Source organism: Ignavibacterium sp., from assembly GCA_032027145.1.
Classification (GTDB): Bacteria; Bacteroidota; Ignavibacteria; order Ignavibacteriales; family Ignavibacteriaceae; genus IGN3.
Window position 1 is genome coordinate 837042 of record JAVSMP010000001.1, and the last position, 21383, is coordinate 858424.

Here is a 21383-nt window from a genome sequence, read left to right on the forward strand (position 1 = left end):
GCTCAGGAAAAGAAATTAAATGATGGAGATAAGATTTTTCAATCTGCTAAGCATGATTTTTTAACAGCAGCAGCTTGGAGTATTTGTCAATTAGTTCAGATCTTTTCATGTTTTTATACCAGATAACTTTACAATTAAGGTTATAACGAAACAAAAATAGTTTTTAAAGAAGGATTCACGCAATACCGATTAATAGCGGGACAAGTATTTGCGTAAAGAATTATGTCAGCGGTAATTGAAGAGACTGGCTTTGAGCTATATACACTGTCAAAAGAGAAATTATGAAAAATAAAAAGTTCACTGCATTAGAACCACTTATTGGACAATGGGAATATACAATGTATAATTGTTGGTTTTTAGAAAGTATGGATACTAAAATAAAGGGATCTACAACCATTGAGTGGCTATATGATACATTTTTAACAATCCGTACTATAAAAGCAGACAAGAAGCCAAGTGATATTTGGGTTATCGGCTACAGCGACGCACAACAAAAATATCAAATGTTCTATCACGACCAACGTGGCGTTGCTCGAATTTTTAATATGACCTTTGACGGCAAAACAATTATCTTTTTAAGAGAAGACGAAGATTTTTATCAGCGAATAACCATAAAGATTGAGACAAGTAGATTACACAGTATTGCTGAGGCATCGAAAGACAAAGGCAAAACCTGGAGAAAAGATTTAGAAATGTCTTTGGTGAAGATTTAATCATAAAACAAGAAAAAACCTTACAGAAAGCATTGTAAAGTTATTGCACAATTAGTTAGTCAAAATTCTGGCATTCGGAAATTTCCAAACAAATACCGCTAACAAGGTATTGCCAAAAGCGTTTACGCGTGCTTTTTAAAAACTTTTTGATTTGTTGATAATGCAGTTTTTTCAAATACCAAAAAAAAGGGATGCTAATGCATCCCTGAAAATAATCGGTTGATTAAATTTTTATTTATCAATCAACTTTTTTAAAGACCATTTTAGTTTTTCCGCTGACAAGAGTCAATTTCATCTTATCAATTGAATAGCTAACTGTCTTTTGATCTAATGCGCTTACTACTGCTTTTTCTACCTTCATATTTTGACAACTCATAAGTGTTCCAAGCAATGCACCAAAAGAAATTTTATCGCCCGATACTGTGATATTTCCGGAAAAACTATTACAACCAGCATGCCCGTTAAATCTCATATCGGATAAAACAAATTCAAATTGCGGAGCACCTTTTTGCAGTTTCTCTTTTTTTAGATTGATGCCGGTCATTTCTTCCATTACCCAGATATCATATAAACGCAGGTCAGCAAGAAATTTTCCACATCCATCAAAGGCTTGAAATTTTTCATCAGCCGATTTTTTTGCTTCTACTCTAACTTTATATGGGAATATTTCTCCGGACATATTATCCTGGCAGTTTTCCCTGATCAGAGTAATTATAAGCTCTCCTGATTCGGATTTTGATCTGTACAAAGTTAGATCCTGATTTTTAATACCTTCAACTGATGGGGCTGAAACTGTCCATCCATCCATCATTGAAAAAACAAAGTTCTTTTCAAGATCAAGCTCTAATGTCCAGTTTGGCTCATTCCCTCTGCCAAAGAAGTCAATACCATCAACAAACTTTTTCTGGTAAAATTCAGGATTCAGTTCAGTCTTTTCTTTCATGGGCTGATCTTTATCATTGTCAATAGATTCATCAAATTTTTTCACAGTGCTCATATCTTTTTTCAACATATACTTTGCTTCAACAGAGGATTCAAATCGCTCACCGTATTCATTTAAGCGGATCAGGTTTTTAGATCCGATTAAATACAATTTATCTTCATCTGCTCCACTTAACATAATAACAGAGTCAGATTCAAAAGTCCAGCTTCCCTCATCAACCAGGGCTTCTTCATCTCTTCCTTTATAAAAAGATCTTTCCTTAAATGTATAATCATCTTTTAAGTTAAGCTGATAATCAATTTCTTCACAATCATTACAAGGGAATACACCAAGCCAAATTCCGTTTGTTATAAACTGAACCTGCTTTTGATCTGGTATGAAATCAGGACCAGATGAACATCCGATATAAACAACAGCGATAAACAGAGATAGTATAATAGTTTTTTTCATAAATGTTTTCTCCTTTAGATGAATTGTCTAAGTAATTTAAATGCTCTTTGAATAATATATACAAAAAAATCAAATATTATACCGATAAAACCTTATTGTTTAAGCAGTAAAAAATCAATTAGATATATAATCTTAGTAAAATTGGGCTTTATTGCAGGAAGAACTTACAGTGTTGAAAAATTTTTTATAACTGCTGATGTGTTGATAAAAAAACGCATCTTGTAAATAAGATGCGCTTTATCTTATTAAGCTTATGAAAGATTAAGATGCTTTAATTAATAATTCATTTTCGATTGCTTGTTTTAAGGATTCCTTTGGAAGAGCACCCACAGCCATCTTTGGCTGTCCAACTACCGGAACAAATAGTATAGATGGAATACTTCTGATTCCAAATACTGCTCCTAATTCTTGTTCTTCATCAGTATTTACTTTATAAATGTTTATCTTGCCTTTGTATTCTTCGGAAAGCTCCTCGAGTACCGGCCCAACCATTCTGCACGGACCACACCATGGCGCCCAAAAATCTATAATTGCAGGAAGCTCTCCATTAAATTTCCAATCCTGATTTTTTTCATAATCAAAAACTTTTGTTAAAAAAGTTTCTTTCGTTAACGACTCAGTCATTTATTTGCCTTTCTGTTTTATTCCTTTATTTATTTTAAAATATATTGAAGCGTATTTGTTTAAACTGCTTTAAAAACCCGCTCTAATTTTTTCTTAACTTCTTCTGCAACCGTTTTGACCTTTGGATTGTCTATTACTGCTGTCATAATCATCGGATCAAAAACCGAAACAACTGTTTTATCATCTTTTTCATAAACGATTACATTACAAGGTAAAAGCAAACCAATCTCTTCCTCAGCCTGCAGCACCTGATGTGCAAAAGGCGGATTGCAAGCGCCAAGAATAGTGTAATTCTTGAAATCAACATCAATCTTTTTCTTTAATGTATCTTTAACATTAATAGTTGTTAGAACTCCGAACCCTTCTTTTTTCAACTCTTCAGTTACTTTATCAATTGCCTGATCAAAGCTATAATCTGTTGTTTTAGAAAAACCGTATTGCATTATTTTATTTCCTCTGCTTCCTGTTTTTTATTTTTTTTAAAAATTTGTTTCCAATCAATTAACAAAAAACCGGCAGAGGCTCCATAGATAGTACTGATATATGGATTTCCGGAAATCGGGCAGCTGCCGTTGCAGCCGATATAATGATAATAAGCATATCCCGCAGTAGCGCCGGCTAAAACCGGAAAAATACGCTTTGTCCATTTCCATATTATTTCAAACCTGTTGCGTTCCAACGAACCATTCCTCCGCTTAAATTTGTAGCATTAAATCCCATTTTCTTTAGTTTAGATGCAGCATTAAGACTTCGGTTTCCGGTTTGACAGTAACAGATTATCTCTGCATCCTTAAACTTTTTCAATTCCTGTTCTTTTTCTTTTAAATCTGTAACGGGTATATGATAAGAGCCTTTAATTGAACTTTGTTTTCTTTCTCTTTCAGTTCTTACATCAAGAAAAACAACATTACGCTCTTTCTTTACCTTTGCATAAGCATCAGCCGGCGAATATTGTTTAATTGATTTTATCAGGTAAACTTTTTTACCAATATAAAAGATGATAAGAGCAATAAATACATAAAGAAATATCTGTCCTGTTGTCATAAGCTTAAAAATTAATAATTAATATGATTTGAAATTTATAAAAAAGATTCAGAGCAAGATGTGATGTTTGTTTAATGTTTGCTATTGAGCTGGATTATTATCTTTTCAGCGGGAAACAAAACACAAATTATCTAACTAAATAGACCGGAAAGGTCAAATGTTAATAATAAATCAACAAACCATCTGACAAAGAGAAGTTTTAAGCTTCTTTTATGGCTAAAAATTTATTATAGAGCCACATTAAGATTGTTGCAAGAACTCCTATTCCGATTAATACAATCCAAACTAATTCTGGCTTACCCGAAGCTTTTGATGATTGATACAACCATCCGCCGAGCGGATCACCAACAAATCTTGCAATTGCTATCGGAAGAAAAGCGTATCCTTGAAACAACCCCTGTTGACCCGGGGGTGCGATTTCAGAAATATACTCGTAGTATCTCGGAGCCTGTGTCATTTCACCGATTGCAAATGCAACTATTCCTGCCGCAATTGTTGGAATGCTGGGATATATTCCAATTATAATCCAGATTAGACTTGAGAGAGCAAAGCCAATGAGTATAGCGTTTCTTGTCGGAATGTTTTTTGTTAAACGGTTAATTGGAATTTGAAGAAGAATAATTGCGCCGCCGGCAGACCAGGATTGAACGATTTCATAAGGAGCATCAGCGCTGATAAAATCTGTTATGTAATATGGTATAATTATAAACTCCTGCCAAAAGATAATCCAATACAAAGAATAGATTAAAAGAAAAATCATAAACCGGACATTTGCAAGAACCACAAACAGATTGACAATCTTTTTCCCAAGTGATTCTACAACTTCGGGAGCTGTTCCCTTTATTTCTTTATATAAAAAAATATTTACAATAAGCATTGCTAAGCAGCTTAATGCCGAAACAACATAAACGAACTCGTTACCGAAACTGTTTCTGACAAAATAAGCTAAAGTAGGACCAATAACTGCGCCCACATTAACAAGCCAGTAATAAATAGCAAAGCCAAGGGATTTTGTTTCAGAGGTTGTGGAAACTGCAACAGTTCCTAACACAGCAGGCTTTATGAAAGAACCGCCGAATGCTGTAAAAATTAAAAATGCCATCATCAGCCAATACAAATCCATTCCATCATAAATTCCGGAAAACGCACTCATTCCAACAGAGCCAATTAAAAAATAGCCTAATGCAAGAATAGAAAATGCAACACTAAAAGCACGCCTGAATCCCCATTTGTCCGCAAGTGTTCCACCAAGTATTGGAAGCAGATAAATCAGCCCGCCAAATATTCCGGAAAGCTGCCCTGCCTCAGATTCACTAAAACCAAGTTTATTACGCATATAAATCATAAAAACAATCTGCTGACCATAGTAAGCCAATCGTTCAAACAACTCCATTCCATTTGCAACCCAGAAAGGTAGCTGGAATCCTGACTTAAGCTCTTTAAATTTGTTTTTTATATCCACTGCTATGCCTTAAAAAATTTTGTGCGCAATTTAGTTATGATGATTTATACTAACAAAGTTATTTTAATGAGTTTGTAAAGTTGATATGCTAAAATGTATATCGTCTGCCATCTTTAAATGTTATTAAGCAGATTATCTGATAAAGAAAAAAGTCAGATCAAATTATCTGAATGAAATATTTTCCGGGATTACCTTACGTGTGTTTTTTTCTTCAATGAAAATACAAAACAAGACATTTATCTGCTGCTTATCATTTCTTTACTTAAATTTTCAAGCTTAAAAAGCGGAACGATAGTTGAAGAATTCTTTAACCGATAAATTGTGTGAATCCAGTCAATCACGCTAATTGGAATTAAAAAAAATAATTTTTAAACATACAGAGGCAAAAAAAAGAATTTAATATGAAAACACACTGCAAAATATTTCTGCTTTTATTATTAACATCACAGATAATTTATTCTCAAAATAAAAATGCTGTTAATGCTGAGGTTAAAAACAGCGAAGTAAAAATTAAACTTCACAAGCTTATCGAGTTTAATGATTCCAAAGCTAAAGACGGCAACAAATTTTTAATTGCTGATATCACAATTGAAAACACATCAGATAAGAAAATAAACATGGGTTCCGAATACACTATGAGCATCACAATCAAAGATGATAAAGGCAACGAGTACCGTTCGGGTCTTAAGGGGGAAGGAATTGTTTCAACTTTTTTAACAAAGAATGAAAATGTAGAACAAAATCAAAAAGATCATACACTTGCATTCAGCGAGAACTTTCCGCCAAAAACAAAAGCAAGGTCTTTTCTTTGCGGATTTGAAGTACCCAAAGATGCAAAGATTGTTTCATTTGGTGTGAAGAAGAAAAATTTGTGGAGTGCGGTTAAGTAATTCGCAATTTTAATCTTTAGTATTTGGATTCATTTTATATCTTGACTGAACATTGAGCGTTTATCGCTTAGCATTCTCCATCCGTGCGTTTTTCATTTTTTAGAAAACAATTTTCTTTTTCCATTATTTGAAAAAATTCATTTCGTATTTAACAATTAAAAAACCACAATATTTAATTTAATCACAACATTTCAGAAGCTAATAGTGGCATAGTTTTAGAAAAAATCGGGTGCTTGATTTTTTTATTTATTTAATGTTGTTAATTGTAAAACTTTATAGAATTGGTTGTTTATGAGTCCAAAAACATTTCCAGGCGGCATTCATCCAAAAGAATATAAAGAGCTAACCGAACACCTTGCTTTTGAAACCATTCCAATACCCGGCGAAATAACGCTTCCTCTTTCTATGCATCTTGGCAAAGAAGCAAAGGCTCTTGTAAAAAAAGGAGATGAAGTTCAATCCGGACAAATGATTGCTCAGGCAGAAGGATTTGTTTCTGCTCCTGTTCACTCTTCTATTGCCGGCAAAGTTATAAGTCTTGGCAGAGAACATAATTCAAGTGGGTTTCCGAAAGATTCAATAGTGATTAAAACAAACGAAACCGTTGAATCACAAAAATTTCTTTTTACTTCCTTAAATCCCGAAACTGTTACACCTGATGAAATAAGAGAACGAGTTGCGCTTGCAGGAATTGTAGGACAGGGCGGCGCTGCATTTCCAACCTCTGTTAAACTTTCTCCGCCAAAAGATAAAACAATTGAGGTGGTAATACTTAACGGATGCGAATGTGAGCCATATCTTACAAGAGATTTTCGTTTTATGATAGAACGACCTGATGATTTGATTTCTGGATTAAAATTAATAATGAAAGCACTTGGCGTTAATCGTGGTGTAATCGGGATTGAAGATAACAAACCAGATGCGATTGAACTCTTATCAAACAAAGTAAAGTATGAGCAGGGATTGCAGGTTGTATCGTTAAAAACAAAATATCCCCAAGGTGCTGAAAAGATGCTGATTAAAGCTGTAACCGGCAAAGAAGTTCCTCCCGGTAAACTTCCAATGGATGTTGGTGCTGTGATACAGAATATCGGAACTGCAATAGCAATACACGATGCAATCGTTAAAGGCGAAGTTTTAATTACTGCAGCACTAACTGTTTCAGGTAAAGGAATAAAGAATCCCAAAAATTTAATTGTGCCTGTTGGAACACCAATTCAAGATGTGATTGATTATTGCGGCGGCGTAACTGATGATGCAATGAAAATTGTTGTAGGCGGTCCAATGATGGGCGTTGCACAGTTTGATCTTCGGGCACCGGTAATGAAAGCAACATCCGGAATTTTAGTTTTAACAAAGGATGAAGTTTCACAAAATCCTGAAACACCCTGCTTAAGATGCGGACAGTGCATAGAGGCTTGTCCATTAAACTTAATGCCGACAAAGCTTGCACGCTTTTCTCAGTTGAACAGATATGAAGATGCTGAAGGAGCAGGAATAACTGTTTGTATGGAGTGTGGAACGTGTGCCTATACTTGTCCGGCAAATATTCCCTTGGTACAGTGGATAAGATTAGGAAAACAAAAAGTATTACAAATGCAGAAAGAAAGAATTGCATCCGCCAAGTGAACCTGAGTGTTCTTAGTGTCAAAGTGGTAAATCTTTTTCACCACAAAGTCACATAGAGCATCAAGAAACACTAAGAAAGAAAATATGGAAACAACTACTACTATAGAACCAAAACAAAAAGTTTATTTTGATTTAACAACATCGCCGCATTTACACTCTAAATGGTCAACATCTAAAGTAATGTGGTTTGTTGTTGCTGCATTGTTCCCATCAATTGCTGCAGCATTAATTTTTTTCGGCTGGACACAGATATTTATCATACTTACTGCGGTTGTATTTGCAGTTGGAACAGAAGTCTCTATTCAGGTGATAAGAAAAAAACAAATTACATGGTTTGATGGAAGTGCTGCATTAACCGGACTGCTGCTTGCGTTAACTCTTCCTCCAAATTTTTCTTTATCTGCTACTGCAATCGGCTCGGTGATTGCAATTGGATTGGGAAAACAAATATTTGGCGGATTAGGTTATAACATTTTTAATCCCGCTTTAGTTGGAAGAGCCTTTTTACAAGCTGCATTTCCTGTTCAAATAACAACCTGGGTAAAACCAAATTTTTCGGTTGATTCTGTTACAAGTGCAACTCCGCTTGCTGCATTAAAGTTTGATAAGATTTTTACCGATACAACAACAATGGCTGTTGGAAATATCGGCGGCTCACTTGGCGAAACATCTGCAATTGCAGTTCTTATTGGCGGCATTTTATTAATTGCTGTTGGAATTGTTAATTGGAGAATTCCTATTTCTATGATAATCGGAATGGTTGTGTTTGGTGGAATTTTCTGGATGATTGATCCGCAAAACCCAACGCCGGTTTTTCACATCTTTGCCGGAAGTTTTCTTTTTGGTGCAATGTTTATGGCTACAGACTGGGTAACATCGCCAATTACAAATAAAGGTATGTGGGTTTTTGGCTTTGGGATTTCTCTTGTGCTTATAGTGATAAGAATTTATGGCGGCTTACCTGAAGGTGTTATGTATTCAATCTTATTTATGAATGGTTTTGTTCCTCTTATTAACAGATATACTAAGCCGACAATTTTCGGTGTTGTAAAGGAGGCTAAAAGCAAATGAAGCAGATAGCAGCAATAATTGCAGCACTAACTATTATCGGAGTAATTGCCGGCGGTTCGCTTTCGCTTGTTAATAACTGGGCTGCACCTAAAATTGCAATCAATCTGAAAGCTGAAACAGAGCGTGCAATTTTTCTTGTTCATCCTGACGGCAAAAGATATGAAGAGATTAAAAAAGCAGGATTTGAAGTTTATAAAGTTTTTAACGAAAAAGATTCTTTGCTTGGATATTCGCTTGTGTATGAAGGCAATGGATTTCAGGGTAAAATAAAACTGATGATCGGCTTAACAGAAGACTTAAATAAAACTACTTCAATTGAAATACTTGAACAATCAGAAACACCCGGGCTTGGAACTAAAATTCTTGAACCGCCATACAAAGATCAATATAATGGATTGGACGTTAATCCAGCAATAAAACTTGTAAAGGGTATAGAACCATCCAGTCCAAACGAAGTTCAATCAATAACCGGTGCAACCATCTCGTCAAGAGCTGTTGTTGCGATTGTTAACGAAGGAATTGCAAAATTGAAAAGCATTGAAAACAAAGGAGCATTAAAATGAAAAAACAAGTTACGCTCCTAAGAGAATTTACAAAGGGATTGTGGGAAATCAATCCGACCTTTAAACAAATACTTGGAATGTGCCCGACTCTTGCAGTTACAGTTTCTGCAATAAACGGAATTGCAATGGCACTGGCAACAACCTTTGTGCTTGTGTTTTCGAGCCTGATGATATCACTTGTCAGAAAACTAATTCCTAATCAGGTAAGAATAGCCTCATACATTGTTATCATCGCCACATTTGTTACAATAGTTGATCTTGTAATGAAAGCACAATTTGTGGAGCTGAGCAAAGCACTCGGTCCATTCATTCCCCTTATAGTTGTTAATTGTATAATCCTCGGAAGGGCAGAGGCATTTGCATCTAAGAATGGTCCGCTAAGATCGGTGCTTGATGCACTTGGAAACGGAGCTGGATTTTTTATTTCGCTGTTTGTTCTTGGAAGCATCAGAGAAATTATCGGGTCCAGAACAATTCTTGGATATCAGGTACTACCAGATGGATTTGAACCATGGTTAATTATGATTTTACCGGCAGGTGCATTTTTGGCGCTCGGTTTATTGATGGGTTTTGCAAATCTGTATATTGAAAGAAAAAAGAATCTTGTTAGAGAATCGCTGATTGCTCAATATAGAAGAGTAGGCAAAGAAGAAATAACTGATGAAGTATTAAAAGAAGCAGGAGTTTAAAATGGAACTGTTATTAATTTTTATCTCGGCTGCTTTGGTAAACAATTTTGTTCTCTCATACTTTCTGGGTATATGTCCGTTTATTGGAGTTTCAAACAAAACATCTTCTGCAATTTCAATGGGAATGGCTACTACTTTTGTGATGGCACTTACTGCAGTTGTAAGCTGGCTGTTGTTCAATCTTGTTCTTGTGCCGTTTAAGCTTGAGTTTTTACAAATACCATCTTTCATTTTGGTAATTGCTGCACTGGTTCAGTTTGTTGAAATGGTTATTAAAAAGGTTTCGCAGCCTCTTTATCGTGCACTTGGAATTTTTCTTCCGCTGATAACTACCAACTGTGCGATACTTGGTCTGGCATTGCTTGCTTCAATGCGCGAATATGATTTTCTGGAAAGTGTTGTGTTTGGAGTTGGCGCCGGTGCGGGTTTTACGCTTGCCCTTGTGATAATGGCAGGAATAAGAGAAGAGCTTGATTTAGCAGATGTTCCAAAACCGTTTCAAGGGGCTCCAATTACTTTAATTGTTGCAGGAATTCTTGCGCTTGCCTTTATGGGCTTTGCCGGAATGATTTAGTTTTAATTTTTTTTTTCGTCATCCTAAATTTATTGACGGATAACAATATGGAAAAATTTTATGATTCGTTTAAAATTTTTCGACTTAAGTTTGATAATAAAGGAGATAAAATGATGTCGCGAAGAAATTTCTTAAAGATTGCGGGATTATCATCAATTGCACTTGGTGCCGGGTTTACTGCAGGTAAACTTGTGAAAAGTAAAAAATCAGTTTACTTTGCTGTACATGGATTCATTCCTGCTGATGAACAAGTAATCGCAAGTATAATTACAGCATTTAAGAATAAGGTTAAATGTAATTCCGAGCCTGTTGTAATTTCTGATTCAAAGATTGGAGAGATGATAAATCGAATTGATTTGAGATCGAAAAAAGAATACTTCACTAATACCGGTTCTGTTACATACAGATTAACAAGGATAAATAAGTTAATTGATTCGGATATTATTATCAGTGACGCACATAATTCTGTTTATTCTGTTGATGATCTGAACTCTGCTTTTGAAAATATCAGAGCAGGATTAAAGTACAAAAAATCGGATATTATTTTTACTGCCGAATATAAAGAAACAGATTTTATCACTTCATTATTTAACTCTGATAAAAGAGAAGTTGTAATAGAAAATGAAAAAGGTCTGGTTGACAAAATTTCTTTAGATAAAAACTATAAAAATATTGTGATTGATGGGATGCAAGGTAAAACGGGATTGAAAATAGAAAACGGACTTGCACAAGTTCATACTTCAAGCTGCAGATACGGGATTTGTAAACATTCTATTGCAAGCGGAGTTGGAAATATAATCGCTTGTGCACCGAATAAAATTTTAATAAAAATTGTATGACGAAGTTTAGAGTTAAAGAATATGTGTAGCATTATGATTGTTATTATGTTTTCAATTACTCTTTTCATGCTGAGCTTATTGATGGATGAGGAAGGTCAGCCTAATCGTACCGTAACCTATTTCTATTGCTGTTGTAGAAAGCCGGCAGGTTAATAGTGGCATTAAACAAAAATAAAATCACTTACTCTATAAGCTGGGTGATTTTATCAACAGTTCTTTTTCTTATTGGATTTTTCATCGCAAGAAACAGCGACGATGAAATAAAAACAATTAAGCGAACACAAATTATACTTGGAACGATTGTCGAAATGCAGCTGCGGGATGCTGATGATAAAAAAGCCGATGATGCAATTTCAAAAGCTTTTGCTGAGATGAGAAGGATTGACGATCTGTTTACAACCTTTAATGATCAAAGTCCTGTATCACAAATCAATAACTCGGCAGATACAATAATTACAGTAGAACCTGAAATCTTTAATTTAATTGTTCTTTGTGATTCAATCACAAAATTATCAGACGGTTGTTTTGATGTAAGCCTTAACAATATTACGAAAGCATGGGGATTTTATACTGATGATCCTAAGCTGCCGGAGAAAGCTGTAATTGATTCTGCCTTAATACACAGCGGATGGACTAACATCAGACTTTTAGATGATAATAAGATTATTAAGCATAAAAATGCAGGGCTGAATTTTGGTGCAATTGCAAAAGGTTATGCCGTTGACAGAGCAATTAACGTTTTTAAGAAACTTGGATTAAAAGAAGCGCTGGTTAATGCCGGCGGCGAAGTAAGTGTAATAGGAAATAATTGGGCAGTAGGAATTCAGCATTCAAGAGAAATTAATTCAATCATTAAGAAAATAAAACTTAATGAGTACACAGTTGCAACTTCAGGAGATTATGAACAGTATTTTGAAGTTGATGGAGTTCGTTATCACCATATCCTTAATCCTCAAACCGGATATCCATCAACAGGATTGCAGAGTGTTACGATAATAAATAAATCAAACGCTTTTGCTGATGCACTTGCAACTGCGGTTTTTGTAATGGGAAAAGTAAAAGGAATGAAATTAATTGAATCTCTTGATGACACAGAAGTGATGATGATTGACGATGAAGGGAAAATTTATTACTCAGCAGGGTTTGAAAAATTTATTGTGGATTGATAATTGTCATCCCTTGACTCCACTCAGACTGACAGGAACAAGTGTTATACTGAGTTTATCGAAGTATGAGCTGATTTTTAATTATTGAAATAAAAATGTCATTGCAGATATTAATCCGTACTATTTGCAATTACATACAAAAACAGGAAAATAATTATGGATACAACATTAATAATTGCAATAGCCACAATGGGTGGATTAGGGTTTATCTTTGCAGGTGCATTGGCACTTGCGGATAAGAAACTACGTGTAGAAGAGGACCCAAGAATCGCTGAAATAAATGAAGTGCTGCCAAATGCAAACTGCGGCGGCTGCGGATGTGCAGGCTGTTATGATTTTGCCAGTAAGGTTGTTAATGGAGAAGTAAAAATTAATGGTTGCCCCGTTGGAGGACAGGAAGTTGTTGATGAGATTGCAAGAATACTCGGATTGGAAAGTACTCAAAGTGTAAAACTTGTTGCTCGTATTCTTTGCAACGGCGGAAATTTGGAAGCTGCAAAAAAAGAAGGAACAGAATATATTGGTCCGCAAAGCTGCGCAGTAAAAACAATTGTAGCAGGCGGAGAAAAGATGTGCTTATATGGATGCCTTGGCGGCGGTGATTGTGTTGAAGCATGTCAGTTTGGCGCAATATTTATGAATGAAAACGGATTACCTGTGGTTGTTGAGGAACTGTGTAATGGCTGTGGTCAGTGTGCTGAAGCATGTCCGCGCGGCGTAATTGAAATTCATCCAGAAGACAGGGAGTTATTTGTCTTTTGTAAAAATCATGATGATCCTAAAAGATCAAAAGAAGTATGCAGTGTATCATGCTTTGGCTGTGCAATCTGTGCGCGTAAATCTGACGGTGCAATCGAGATGAGAGATTTTCTGCCGGAAATTGATTACTCAAAATTAGACCTGAGCAAAATTCCCATTGATAAATGTAAAACCGGGGCAATAAGATTAGTGCATCCTGAAAAAGCTGCAGAAGTATTTGAGAAAGAGAATATAGAGATTAAAATTAATTGAAACTATAAAGCGGCTGGCTGAAGACAAAATGTATAAAGAAGAGTTATATGAAGATGGAATTGTAAAAGAATCCAGTAACGGATTTGCAACGGTTATTATTTCAAGCTCTGATCATTGTGAAGAATGCACCGCTAAGCTTTACTGTAAACCAGGTAATTCAAACGAACGTAGTCTGACAGCAGCTGATCCTTATGGTACTAAACCTGGTGATAAAGTGAGAATATCAATAAAGGGGAGTAAGTTAATTTCCGCATCTTTTATATTGTATGGTATTCCGCTTATACTACTGTTAACCGGATTATTAATCGGTATGAAAATTTTTGCAATCAACAAAGAACTGCTTTCAACTCTGTTATCAATTGGGCTGATTGTACTTTATATTCCGGTGGTTTTTAGTATATCAAGAAGAAAAAAACAAGATGAAGTCCGGATTAAATTAGAAATAGTTGAAAAAGAACATTCTTGAAAATTCGTGCTTTACGCACTACCCAAAATGCGATATGAAACTGATAGAAATTAATTATAAAGATATTCTGGTTGATAAGTGCTCATCTTGTGATGTTGTATGGCTTGATGCTGGTGAACTTGATGTAATTTCTAAGCTCGAAAAGGGCAAGCTTGATAAATTGTTTGGTGTTTTTAAGAAATAAAAAACACAACCAACAAAACAGTTACTGCAGCTTTAACAAACAAAGAAGAGTGCTTTTTGTGGCTGTCACGGTCGTACCGTGACAGAAAAAGTTATTTACCACTATATAAATCAATTCCAGCCATTTCGGTATTTACTTCTAAAACTGATTGGTCGTTAAACGCATAATTTCTTGCGCTTGAGTATTTGTAATCATCAGCTTTTAGCACAAGCCCGGCTTTTACAGGATTTTGATGTATGTAATTCAGTTTTGTCCAGAACATCTTTTGATCCCTTATTACTTCATCATCAAATCTCTTCATCCATAGCTTTCTTTCCTGATCATTAATCCCCATTGCTGCTTCTCTAAATAAATCCAGTAGCCTTTCGTTTTTGTCTTCCAAAAGCTTGTCAAATATTTTCCAAGCTGTGAACTTTTTGACATCTCTCATAATATCAGAGACACTTCCTGCATTATTATCAATTTCTACTATCCAGTGAAAATGTGTAGGCATAATTACATAACCTAAGACGGTAAACCTATACTTATTTCTATAATATTTGATGTTAGATAATAACATCTCGCAAAAAGCGGGGTTATTAAATATAGGAATAAACTTTACTACGGTAGTTGTAATAAAGAAAAAGTTTTCGTTTCGTAAATTATTTCTTCCTCTTCTTCCCATAGTTAAAGATAGTAAAGTCAAGGTTTATTGTCACGGTACGACCGTGACAACCAAAGAATCTTAAATGTTGGATGTTCAGTTTTCTAAAACATTAATGCATTTATTGAACATATATGATTATAGATTGATCGTTACTTTAACAGTATCATTTTCTTTGTTTCTGAAAAGACGCCGGCTTTTCCGTCTTTGCTTTGAAAATCCGAGACAAGCAACTGATAAAAATATATTCCGCTCGTCAAAGCCGAGCCTGATCGGCTTGGTAATGATGCTGTGTTGAACTCAACTTCATACTCACCAGCTTGTTTTTCTTCATTTACGAGTGTTGCAACTTCTCTTCCAAGTATGTCGTAAACTTTTAATGTAACAAAACCGATTACCGGTAACCGATAACTGATTACCGTGCTCGGATTAAACGGGTTGGGATAGTTTTGGGAAAGTGTGAAACTTTCAATGTTAAAATTAGTTTCACCCGATTTAATTGAACTTATTGGATCAATGCTCCTGTATAATCCGCCACCAATTGTTCCTGCATACATATACCCGTCTAAAGAGGATAAGAATACGTTGATATCTAAATATGGTAATCCATTATTTAATTTGGACCAGGTATATCCATCATCTAATGTGACATAGACTCCACCCCCATCTGTACCAGCATAAATGTTACCAACTAAATCCTCGCCAAATGTGTTTATCATTCCCGCTAACAATCCATTCCCAATTAAGCTGATCCAAGTCTGACCTTTATCTCTTGATAAGAATGCTCCATCATTACCAGTCCCAACATAAACATCATCATCTGAGGTTACAAAAATTGCATCCGGTATCATAGAAAAAAATGGTTCCCAAGAAGCACCATCATTGCTTGTCTTATATATACCTGATGATGTACCGCATAATAGATATTCCTCAAGGATTGCCAATTTATAAATCATCTGAGATGGTAAAGAGTAACTGATCTTAGTCCAGCTGTTACCGCCATTACATGATCTGTATAACCCAGCCCCGTAAGTTCCGGCATAAATACAATCGTTAATTATTATTAAATCTTCAAATCTTCTATATGTCATCCCAACACTTTTATCAATCCAGCTTGTGCCGTTATCTTCTGAAAAATAGACACCATCACTTGTGGCAATAAAAATATTATTATTATAATCTAATTTTATTGAACTCACTTTCTTTGTCGCCATACCCGTATAGTTCCAGGCTGAACCATTATTTACAGAGTAAAATAAACCAGTTCCCCAAGTTCCAACCCATATTGTGCTATCCATAGCTTGAGTCAGTGAAGTTATAAAACTATTTTTAATACCATTATTTATTACCTGCCAGTCGAAACCATTATTTGTAGATTTATACATTCCCCGTCCCCAATAATTACTTCCAGCATAAATATGATTATTTGAGTCAATGGTAAATGAACCCAGAAATCCTAGCTCCTGATTCATTTCAGACCAACTCTGTCCATTATTAAAAGAATAAAAAATCCTTTTGAATGCTATTGCAAAAACATAACCACTTGAATTGGTTCTAATTATATAAAACTCTTCCGTAGGTAAACCATTTGATAATTTAGTCCATGATAATCCATTGTTTGAAGATTTATAAATTCCATCTTCTGCTCCAACATAAATATCATTATTAATATTAATTGCAATTACATTTATTGAGTAATCAGATACTTTAATTGAGTCCCAGGTAGTACCCTCATCGTTGGACATATATATAAAACCGAGAGAAGTTCCTATAAAAATCTTATGCTGCGAATTTCTCGTAAAAGTTGTCATCCAAATATTGGTGAGATTAGAAGTTAAACTTTGCCACGTTTCTCCATTGTCCAGTGTCTGAAATAATCCATTTTGATTGCAAACATTTATAATATCATTTTCCATTAGAAACATCGAGTTTATACTACCGCTTGGCAAGTTAATTAATCTATTCCAAGAGATTCCATTGTCTGTAGAACGATATAGCCCATGGGCTACAGTTCCAGCATAGATAAAATTGACACTATTAATTAATAATATTGACGCAAATTCTTCAGGTATTCCATTTGTAACCAATTCCCAAGAGGCGCCTGAATCCATTGATTTGTGAATGCCGTTAAAGTAGTTAGAGATATAAATTGTACCAGAAGGTGCAAATTCAATATCTAAAACATTGGCAGCATATGGTCCGTTGCTGTGTTGCCAAAACTTTTGTGCAGATACAATTATTGAAAGAATAAAAACCATAAAAGATATTTTTATTGTGTTCACTTTTTCATTCCGTTAGAATTTAATTCGGCAGAAACTTAAGAAATTATTTTGTGAGAAGCGAGAGGTAAAAACCAATATTTGTAGCTCAGGACTCCAGTCCTGAGATTGTAGATTAAATTCCATCCTTTTACGATTTGCTCAGTTCTGGAGAACTGAGCCACTGAATGTGTTATTTAATTCCAATCTTTTTATAAATTGTAATATGCTTGACAAACATTTTCATCGCAGGAATCTTCCACATCTATATTATAACGAGGGGATTTATTTCGTAACATTTCGACTTTATGGGAGTTTACATCCTGAAGAGTTGAAAGGGTTACATATTTTACAGAAAAATCAGACCTTACATCCTGCTGATCAAAAGAAAACCAATTATATGTTAAATTACCGTTCCCTTATGATAGATTACAATACACATATCCATAAGTGCCTTTATAAATTGGAACAGGATTTTGAGTTATGTTTGCTATTACTGGAGCAACTAATGGTTTGCCGAGTACGGTAAAACTAAAGGTAACGTTCTGTGGTGAAGCAGGATAAAAACCAAAATAGCTTGAGGTATTCCAAACTTCATATACATATGTTCTTAAAGTCACGCTATTTGAATTATAATTTAAAATTTCACAAAATTTCATACCATGATTAGGTTGTGCTAATGACCAGCCGTTGGTTTCAGAACCCCTGCCCCAAACAAAATGATCATAACTAGTCGGAAAATTAATTGTCTTTCTGAGCTCATACCTCTTTACCCAATAAACTCCTGTTCCTAATCCAGACTCGCCTGAAAAAATATTTAGTTGATATAAATCTGAAGTAGAATATACTATTCCTCCGGTAGATGAAAAATGAATGAGTTGAAATGGCGTTTGTAAAAAATCTAGAGCCTTTTTAAAATTTATTCTACCATAACCATGCCTGTCGGTCCAGTTATTAGCCCCCATTTCAGGTAGCTTATCGCACGATAGTATTAATAAGTTTTCTATATCATCATTGCTCAAATCATTCCGTAATGCTAACAATAATCCAACCGAACCTGCGACTAACGGTGCAGAATACGAAGTACCGCTATTGTAAAAATAATCAGTACTTGAAGTTGTTAAAATATTTAAATTATTTGGGTATCCATAACCTTCACCTCCAGGAGCCAAAAATTTTATATGATTCCCATAATTGGAAAAATTAGAACGGGTATTTGATTTAGTTGATGATCCAACGGCTATTATTCCATGGTGATTTGCGGGATGACTGATGCCGCTTCCCAGATTATTCTCCATTGATTTAATAAATGTAATATTACTATTATAAATTGAAAACAATGCACCATATGGTTCTTCTAAAAATTCATCTGATCCATGCGAAAGACTAATTACTTTATTCCCATCGTTTTTAGCCTGAATTATCCTATCATCTAAATTATCCGAAATATCAGTAAACGAATAAGAATTAAGTGGTGAGTACCAATTTATCCCTACAATACCCCCATTATTCGGATTAGCAACGATTAATCCAGCAACCCCGGTAGCGTGTTCACTAATTGAAGATGTGTTATGCGTGGTTATTCTTCCAAGCAAATCGGGATGTGGCGCATTAGGTTCACCTCCATCTGTATTACTTGAAGTGTTTGATTCTATTATTGCAATTTTTATACTTGAATTCCCTTTTGTAATTGCCCAAGCTTCAGTGGCTCTAATATCAGCTCTTTGGTTCTGCGGGACTGCTTGATGGTATAAATACCATTGTTACCAAAATCTGTTATCTGTTGGGAAGACTTGTGAAAATATTTCTTTTAGAGAAATTAATAGAAATAAAAAAATTAAGTTAAAGTTTTTCATTTTTCCCTCTTTTTAATGATAAACATTGTTATTTGTTCAATTTAGTAAACCTTTTTTTGTTCGAACCATTTTTATTCATTATCCATAATCCTCCTTCAGATCTGTTTGTGTTAGTATAAATTATTTGTGAACCATCAGGACTAAAAGCTGGATGATTACCGATAGTTATTTTAATTAAAGTTTTTAGTTCAAGGTTTATTTTCCATATATATATATTTGTGGGGGAGTACCTTCAGAAGCAGCAAAAACTATTTCTTTTCCATCAGGAGAAATATTTAAGTCAGATAACCACAGATCAGCATTATTTGAATTAACATAAAACAAACTATCTACATTAAGTGTATTTAAATCAACACTTTTAAAAACAAAACCTTTGTAAAACCCCTGACTATAAACATTTTCATAATAATATAATCTATCCGAATTATTATCCCAGCTAGCATAACCACCAAATTTTCCAATAATCCTGGTAGTATTATTACTTAAATTATAAAGAGCAATACCGCAGTCAGGATCGCAAATAGATTTAGTATATGCAATATAATTTCCATCTTTTGACCAAGTACAGGAGAAATCCTGATATGAACTTGTTAATTGTGTTAAACTATCATTGGAAATATTTACCATTGACAAGTTCCCTTCTACAGAAACAACAATATTGTTATTACTTCCCCAAGATGGAGATGAAACATAATTCTTGCTAGAAATACTATCCAAAATATGTCCCAAATAAATACCATTTTTATCAACAAAATGAATCGCATAAATACTATCATAAAGTCCCTCAAAAACTATTTTGTGACCATCACGTGAAAACTGTGGATTGCTTTGCCAGTCAAAAATTAAATTATCATCTAGTACTTTTGGATCAGTAGTTTGACTGCAACCAATACTCACAATTAGTAAAATAAGGCTACTTGCCTTGAATATGTTTATAGTAAGAAAATGAGATGATATAAACCGAAGAAGGTGTTGGACAAGGGTTGCCATTAATATTTTATTTTCCATTATTAGCCTCTTTACATGTTTATTTAATGCAAATTTTATGCTAAATAAATAGCTGTAAAAAAAATTTCAAGCCAAAGCAAAATCTGTCGGTAAAAAATAATTTACTTAACAGGTAATTGTAACGCTACTGTAAAAAAAATATTAACTTATAAAAAACACAACCAAAAAAACAGTTACTGCAGCTTTAACAAACAAAGAAGAATGCTTTGGATATTTTTTCTTTGCCCAGCTCCATATTTTTGCTGCAACTATCATAAGAGCAATTAACAGTATTGTTGCGCCTATTGCTTCAATAACATTCATTGTCATTCCAATTTTATTGGCAAGACTTTTCCCGCTCCAGAAGACACCATAAATAATTATGAGGTGCAGCCAGTAAACAAGCAGTGATTCCCTGCTTGCATCCATTACAAAAGAATTTTTCGCTTTCGTTTTTCTATCAACAATCCAGCAGAGATAAAACAATACAAGTATATAACCCAATCGTTCAAGAAAGAAAACCGGGTTTGGCAGAATTGATGTAAATGTTTTTGGGAATAAACCCGAATAAAATAAATGACCGAAAAGTAAAACAACTAAACCCGCAATTGTAACATTCTTAATAAACTTCTCTTCTTCATTTCTTTCCCGTGCATCAACAAAATACTTTGCAAATATTCCTCCGGCCAATAAAAAGTTAAGCCACGGAAAGACCGGAAATAATGATCCGTTCAATCTGTTAAAATAATTTCCAATTACTGGATGAACATATTGATTGAAATCTATTTTCCACAACACGGGGGAAATTAATGTAACAACAACTAGAGAAGCTATTAAAAAGTAGTGGTATACTTTATCAGATTTGATCAACAATCTTGTGATAAATAAAAACAACAACCCAAATCCAATACATTGCAGAACATCAACAGCAAAAAAACTTTGTAACTGCTGCGGAGTTGATTTGTTAATGATTTTTGAAAAAGAATAGTAAGGCAGATGAAGTGCGTATCCAATCATTATTATCTGGAATATTCTCATCATCTTTTTCCAGAATGCTTTACCAAGTTTTCTCATTTCATCCAGCTTACTTCCTGTTGAAACCTGGAATGCGAATCCAGAAACAAAAAGAAATGATGGTGCAACTAATCCATTAATAAAATTGAGTGTACTAAACCAGGTTGTTTGTTTAAGTTCCGGCAAAAGAAATGCGTTAAATACGTGAACCTCAATCATAATAATGATTACAAGTCCACGCAGCAGATCTGCAGAAATGTATCTTACTTTTTCTTTCATGCCCTTCCCTTAATGGCACACGGATTTA

The 21383-nt window shown here is 34.5% G+C and carries 23 protein-coding genes; 12 read left to right on the forward strand and 11 right to left on the reverse strand.

Annotated elements, in window-relative coordinates; all coding sequences use genetic code 11:
- The first annotated feature begins 281 nt into the window (after positions 1-281).
- The gene (locus tag ROY99_03300) at positions 282-713 is read left to right on the forward strand and encodes a hypothetical protein (protein MDT3695392.1); all 432 of its coding nucleotides are present in this window, start codon (positions 282-284) and stop codon (positions 711-713) included.
- 238 nt (positions 714-951) lie between these two features.
- Here the strand turns inward: ROY99_03300 and ROY99_03305 are convergent, their stop codons facing one another.
- The 6 genes from ROY99_03305 to ROY99_03330 all read right to left on the reverse strand — a co-directional run bounded on the left by ROY99_03305 (position 952) and on the right by ROY99_03330 (position 5236).
- On the reverse strand, positions 952-2106 hold the full coding sequence (locus ROY99_03305) for an META domain-containing protein (GenBank protein ID MDT3695393.1): 1155 nt from the start codon (positions 2104-2106) through the stop codon (positions 952-954).
- Between the two features lie 261 nt (positions 2107-2367).
- Positions 2368-2730, reverse strand: coding sequence for a thioredoxin (gene trxA / locus ROY99_03310; GenBank protein ID MDT3695394.1), 363 nt, complete (start codon positions 2728-2730; stop codon positions 2368-2370).
- Positions 2731-2789: 59 nt separating this feature from the next.
- Positions 2790-3173: a DUF302 domain-containing protein gene (locus tag ROY99_03315; GenBank protein ID MDT3695395.1), complete on the reverse strand. Its 384-nt coding sequence runs from the start codon at positions 3171-3173 to the stop codon at positions 2790-2792.
- Positions 3173-3409 (reverse strand): hypothetical protein, encoded by a 237-nt coding sequence (locus tag ROY99_03320; protein MDT3695396.1) that lies wholly within the window; start codon positions 3407-3409, stop codon positions 3173-3175. Before ROY99_03320 ends, ROY99_03315 begins: the two co-directional genes overlap by 1 nt.
- A complete protein-coding gene (locus ROY99_03325; protein ID MDT3695397.1) occupies positions 3385-3774 on the reverse strand; it encodes a rhodanese-like domain-containing protein in 390 nt (129 codons plus the stop codon). Before ROY99_03325 ends, ROY99_03320 begins: the two co-directional genes overlap by 25 nt.
- Positions 3775-3973: 199 nt before the next feature.
- Positions 3974-5236 (reverse strand): MFS transporter, encoded by a 1263-nt coding sequence (locus ROY99_03330; protein MDT3695398.1) that lies wholly within the window; start codon positions 5234-5236, stop codon positions 3974-3976.
- A 401-nt stretch (positions 5237-5637) separates the two neighbouring features.
- On the opposite strand from ROY99_03330, the gene ROY99_03335 reads away from it, so the two are divergent.
- The 11 genes from ROY99_03335 (at position 5638) to ROY99_03385 (ending at position 14318) form a co-directional block, all read left to right on the forward strand.
- The gene (locus tag ROY99_03335) at positions 5638-6126 is read left to right on the forward strand and encodes a hypothetical protein (GenBank protein MDT3695399.1); all 489 of its coding nucleotides are present in this window, start codon (positions 5638-5640) and stop codon (positions 6124-6126) included.
- A gap of 291 nt (positions 6127-6417) precedes the next feature.
- The gene (gene rsxC / locus ROY99_03340) at positions 6418-7755 is read left to right on the forward strand and encodes an electron transport complex subunit RsxC (protein MDT3695400.1); all 1338 of its coding nucleotides are present in this window, start codon (positions 6418-6420) and stop codon (positions 7753-7755) included.
- A gap of 84 nt (positions 7756-7839) precedes the next feature.
- Positions 7840-8826, forward strand: a complete 987-nt coding sequence (locus ROY99_03345) for an RnfABCDGE type electron transport complex subunit D (GenBank protein MDT3695401.1) — start codon at positions 7840-7842, stop codon at positions 8824-8826.
- Positions 8823-9389, forward strand: a complete 567-nt coding sequence (locus ROY99_03350; protein ID MDT3695402.1) for an FMN-binding protein — start codon at positions 8823-8825, stop codon at positions 9387-9389. The genes ROY99_03345 and ROY99_03350 overlap by 4 nt, the downstream gene beginning before the upstream one ends.
- Entirely contained in the window at positions 9386-10078 is a 693-nt protein-coding gene (locus tag ROY99_03355) for an electron transport complex subunit E (protein ID MDT3695403.1), read from the forward strand. The genes ROY99_03350 and ROY99_03355 overlap by 4 nt, the downstream gene beginning before the upstream one ends.
- A gap of 1 nt (position 10079) precedes the next feature.
- Positions 10080-10652 carry an electron transport complex subunit RsxA gene (rsxA, locus tag ROY99_03360; protein MDT3695404.1) on the forward strand — a complete coding sequence of 191 codons (573 nt, stop codon included), beginning with the start codon at positions 10080-10082 and terminating at the stop codon, positions 10650-10652.
- A gap of 47 nt (positions 10653-10699) precedes the next feature.
- Positions 10700-11491 (forward strand): NusG domain II-containing protein, encoded by a 792-nt coding sequence (locus ROY99_03365; protein ID MDT3695405.1) that lies wholly within the window; start codon positions 10700-10702, stop codon positions 11489-11491.
- A 155-nt stretch (positions 11492-11646) separates the two neighbouring features.
- Positions 11647-12657, forward strand: a complete 1011-nt coding sequence (locus tag ROY99_03370; GenBank protein MDT3695406.1) for an FAD:protein FMN transferase — start codon at positions 11647-11649, stop codon at positions 12655-12657.
- A 156-nt stretch (positions 12658-12813) separates the two neighbouring features.
- Positions 12814-13668 carry an RnfABCDGE type electron transport complex subunit B gene (locus tag ROY99_03375; GenBank protein ID MDT3695407.1) on the forward strand — a complete coding sequence of 285 codons (855 nt, stop codon included), beginning with the start codon at positions 12814-12816 and terminating at the stop codon, positions 13666-13668.
- Between the two features lie 28 nt (positions 13669-13696).
- On the forward strand, positions 13697-14134 hold the full coding sequence (locus ROY99_03380) for a SoxR reducing system RseC family protein (GenBank protein MDT3695408.1): 438 nt from the start codon (positions 13697-13699) through the stop codon (positions 14132-14134).
- Between the two features lie 34 nt (positions 14135-14168).
- Positions 14169-14318 carry a zf-TFIIB domain-containing protein gene (locus ROY99_03385; GenBank protein MDT3695409.1) on the forward strand — a complete coding sequence of 50 codons (150 nt, stop codon included), beginning with the start codon at positions 14169-14171 and terminating at the stop codon, positions 14316-14318.
- Between the two features lie 91 nt (positions 14319-14409).
- On the opposite strand, the gene ROY99_03390 is transcribed toward ROY99_03385, so the two are convergent.
- The 5 genes from ROY99_03390 to ROY99_03410 form a co-directional block, all read right to left on the reverse strand.
- On the reverse strand, positions 14410-14982 hold the full coding sequence (locus tag ROY99_03390; protein MDT3695410.1) for a transposase: 573 nt from the start codon (positions 14980-14982) through the stop codon (positions 14410-14412).
- Positions 14983-15113: 131 nt separating this feature from the next.
- Positions 15114-17243 carry a T9SS type A sorting domain-containing protein gene (locus ROY99_03395; GenBank protein MDT3695411.1) on the reverse strand — a complete coding sequence of 710 codons (2130 nt, stop codon included), beginning with the start codon at positions 17241-17243 and terminating at the stop codon, positions 15114-15116.
- A 395-nt stretch (positions 17244-17638) separates the two neighbouring features.
- Positions 17639-18814 carry a S8 family serine peptidase gene (locus ROY99_03400; GenBank protein ID MDT3695412.1) on the reverse strand — a complete coding sequence of 392 codons (1176 nt, stop codon included), beginning with the start codon at positions 18812-18814 and terminating at the stop codon, positions 17639-17641.
- Positions 18815-19270: 456 nt separating this feature from the next.
- Positions 19271-19972, reverse strand: a complete 702-nt coding sequence (locus ROY99_03405) for a hypothetical protein (protein MDT3695413.1) — start codon at positions 19970-19972, stop codon at positions 19271-19273.
- A 252-nt stretch (positions 19973-20224) separates the two neighbouring features.
- Positions 20225-21355, reverse strand: coding sequence for a heparan-alpha-glucosaminide N-acetyltransferase domain-containing protein (locus ROY99_03410; GenBank protein MDT3695414.1), 1131 nt, complete (start codon positions 21353-21355; stop codon positions 20225-20227).
- Between the last annotated feature and the right edge of the window lie 28 nt (positions 21356-21383).

Excerpts from the sequence above, each read along its gene's own strand:
- rsxC (MDT3695400.1), top strand. The coding sequence starts at position 6,418 with ATGAGTCCAAAAACATTTCCAGGCGGCATTCATCCAAAAGAATATAAA.
- ROY99_03355 (MDT3695403.1), top strand. The coding sequence starts at position 9,386 with ATGAAAAAACAAGTTACGCTCCTAAGAGAATTTACAAAGGGATTGTGG.
- ROY99_03410 (MDT3695414.1), bottom strand. The coding sequence starts at position 21,355 with ATGAAAGAAAAAGTAAGATACATTTCTGCAGATCTGCTGCGTGGACTT.
- ROY99_03325 (MDT3695397.1), bottom strand. The coding sequence starts at position 3,774 with ATGACAACAGGACAGATATTTCTTTATGTATTTATTGCTCTTATCATC.
- trxA (MDT3695394.1), bottom strand. The coding sequence starts at position 2,730 with ATGACTGAGTCGTTAACGAAAGAAACTTTTTTAACAAAAGTTTTTGAT.
- ROY99_03375 (MDT3695407.1), top strand. The coding sequence starts at position 12,814 with ATGGATACAACATTAATAATTGCAATAGCCACAATGGGTGGATTAGGG.
- ROY99_03385 (MDT3695409.1), top strand. The coding sequence starts at position 14,169 with ATGAAACTGATAGAAATTAATTATAAAGATATTCTGGTTGATAAGTGC.
- rsxA (MDT3695404.1), top strand. The coding sequence starts at position 10,080 with ATGGAACTGTTATTAATTTTTATCTCGGCTGCTTTGGTAAACAATTTT.
- ROY99_03380 (MDT3695408.1), top strand. The coding sequence starts at position 13,697 with ATGTATAAAGAAGAGTTATATGAAGATGGAATTGTAAAAGAATCCAGT.
- ROY99_03350 (MDT3695402.1), top strand. The coding sequence starts at position 8,823 with ATGAAGCAGATAGCAGCAATAATTGCAGCACTAACTATTATCGGAGTA.
- ROY99_03315 (MDT3695395.1), bottom strand. The coding sequence starts at position 3,173 with ATGCAATACGGTTTTTCTAAAACAACAGATTATAGCTTTGATCAGGCA.
- ROY99_03305 (MDT3695393.1), bottom strand. The coding sequence starts at position 2,106 with ATGAAAAAAACTATTATACTATCTCTGTTTATCGCTGTTGTTTATATC.
- ROY99_03345 (MDT3695401.1), top strand. The coding sequence starts at position 7,840 with ATGGAAACAACTACTACTATAGAACCAAAACAAAAAGTTTATTTTGAT.
- ROY99_03390 (MDT3695410.1), bottom strand. The coding sequence starts at position 14,982 with ATGGGAAGAAGAGGAAGAAATAATTTACGAAACGAAAACTTTTTCTTT.
- ROY99_03365 (MDT3695405.1), top strand. The coding sequence starts at position 10,700 with ATGGAAAAATTTTATGATTCGTTTAAAATTTTTCGACTTAAGTTTGAT.
- ROY99_03335 (MDT3695399.1), top strand. The coding sequence starts at position 5,638 with ATGAAAACACACTGCAAAATATTTCTGCTTTTATTATTAACATCACAG.
- ROY99_03300 (MDT3695392.1), top strand. The coding sequence starts at position 282 with ATGAAAAATAAAAAGTTCACTGCATTAGAACCACTTATTGGACAATGG.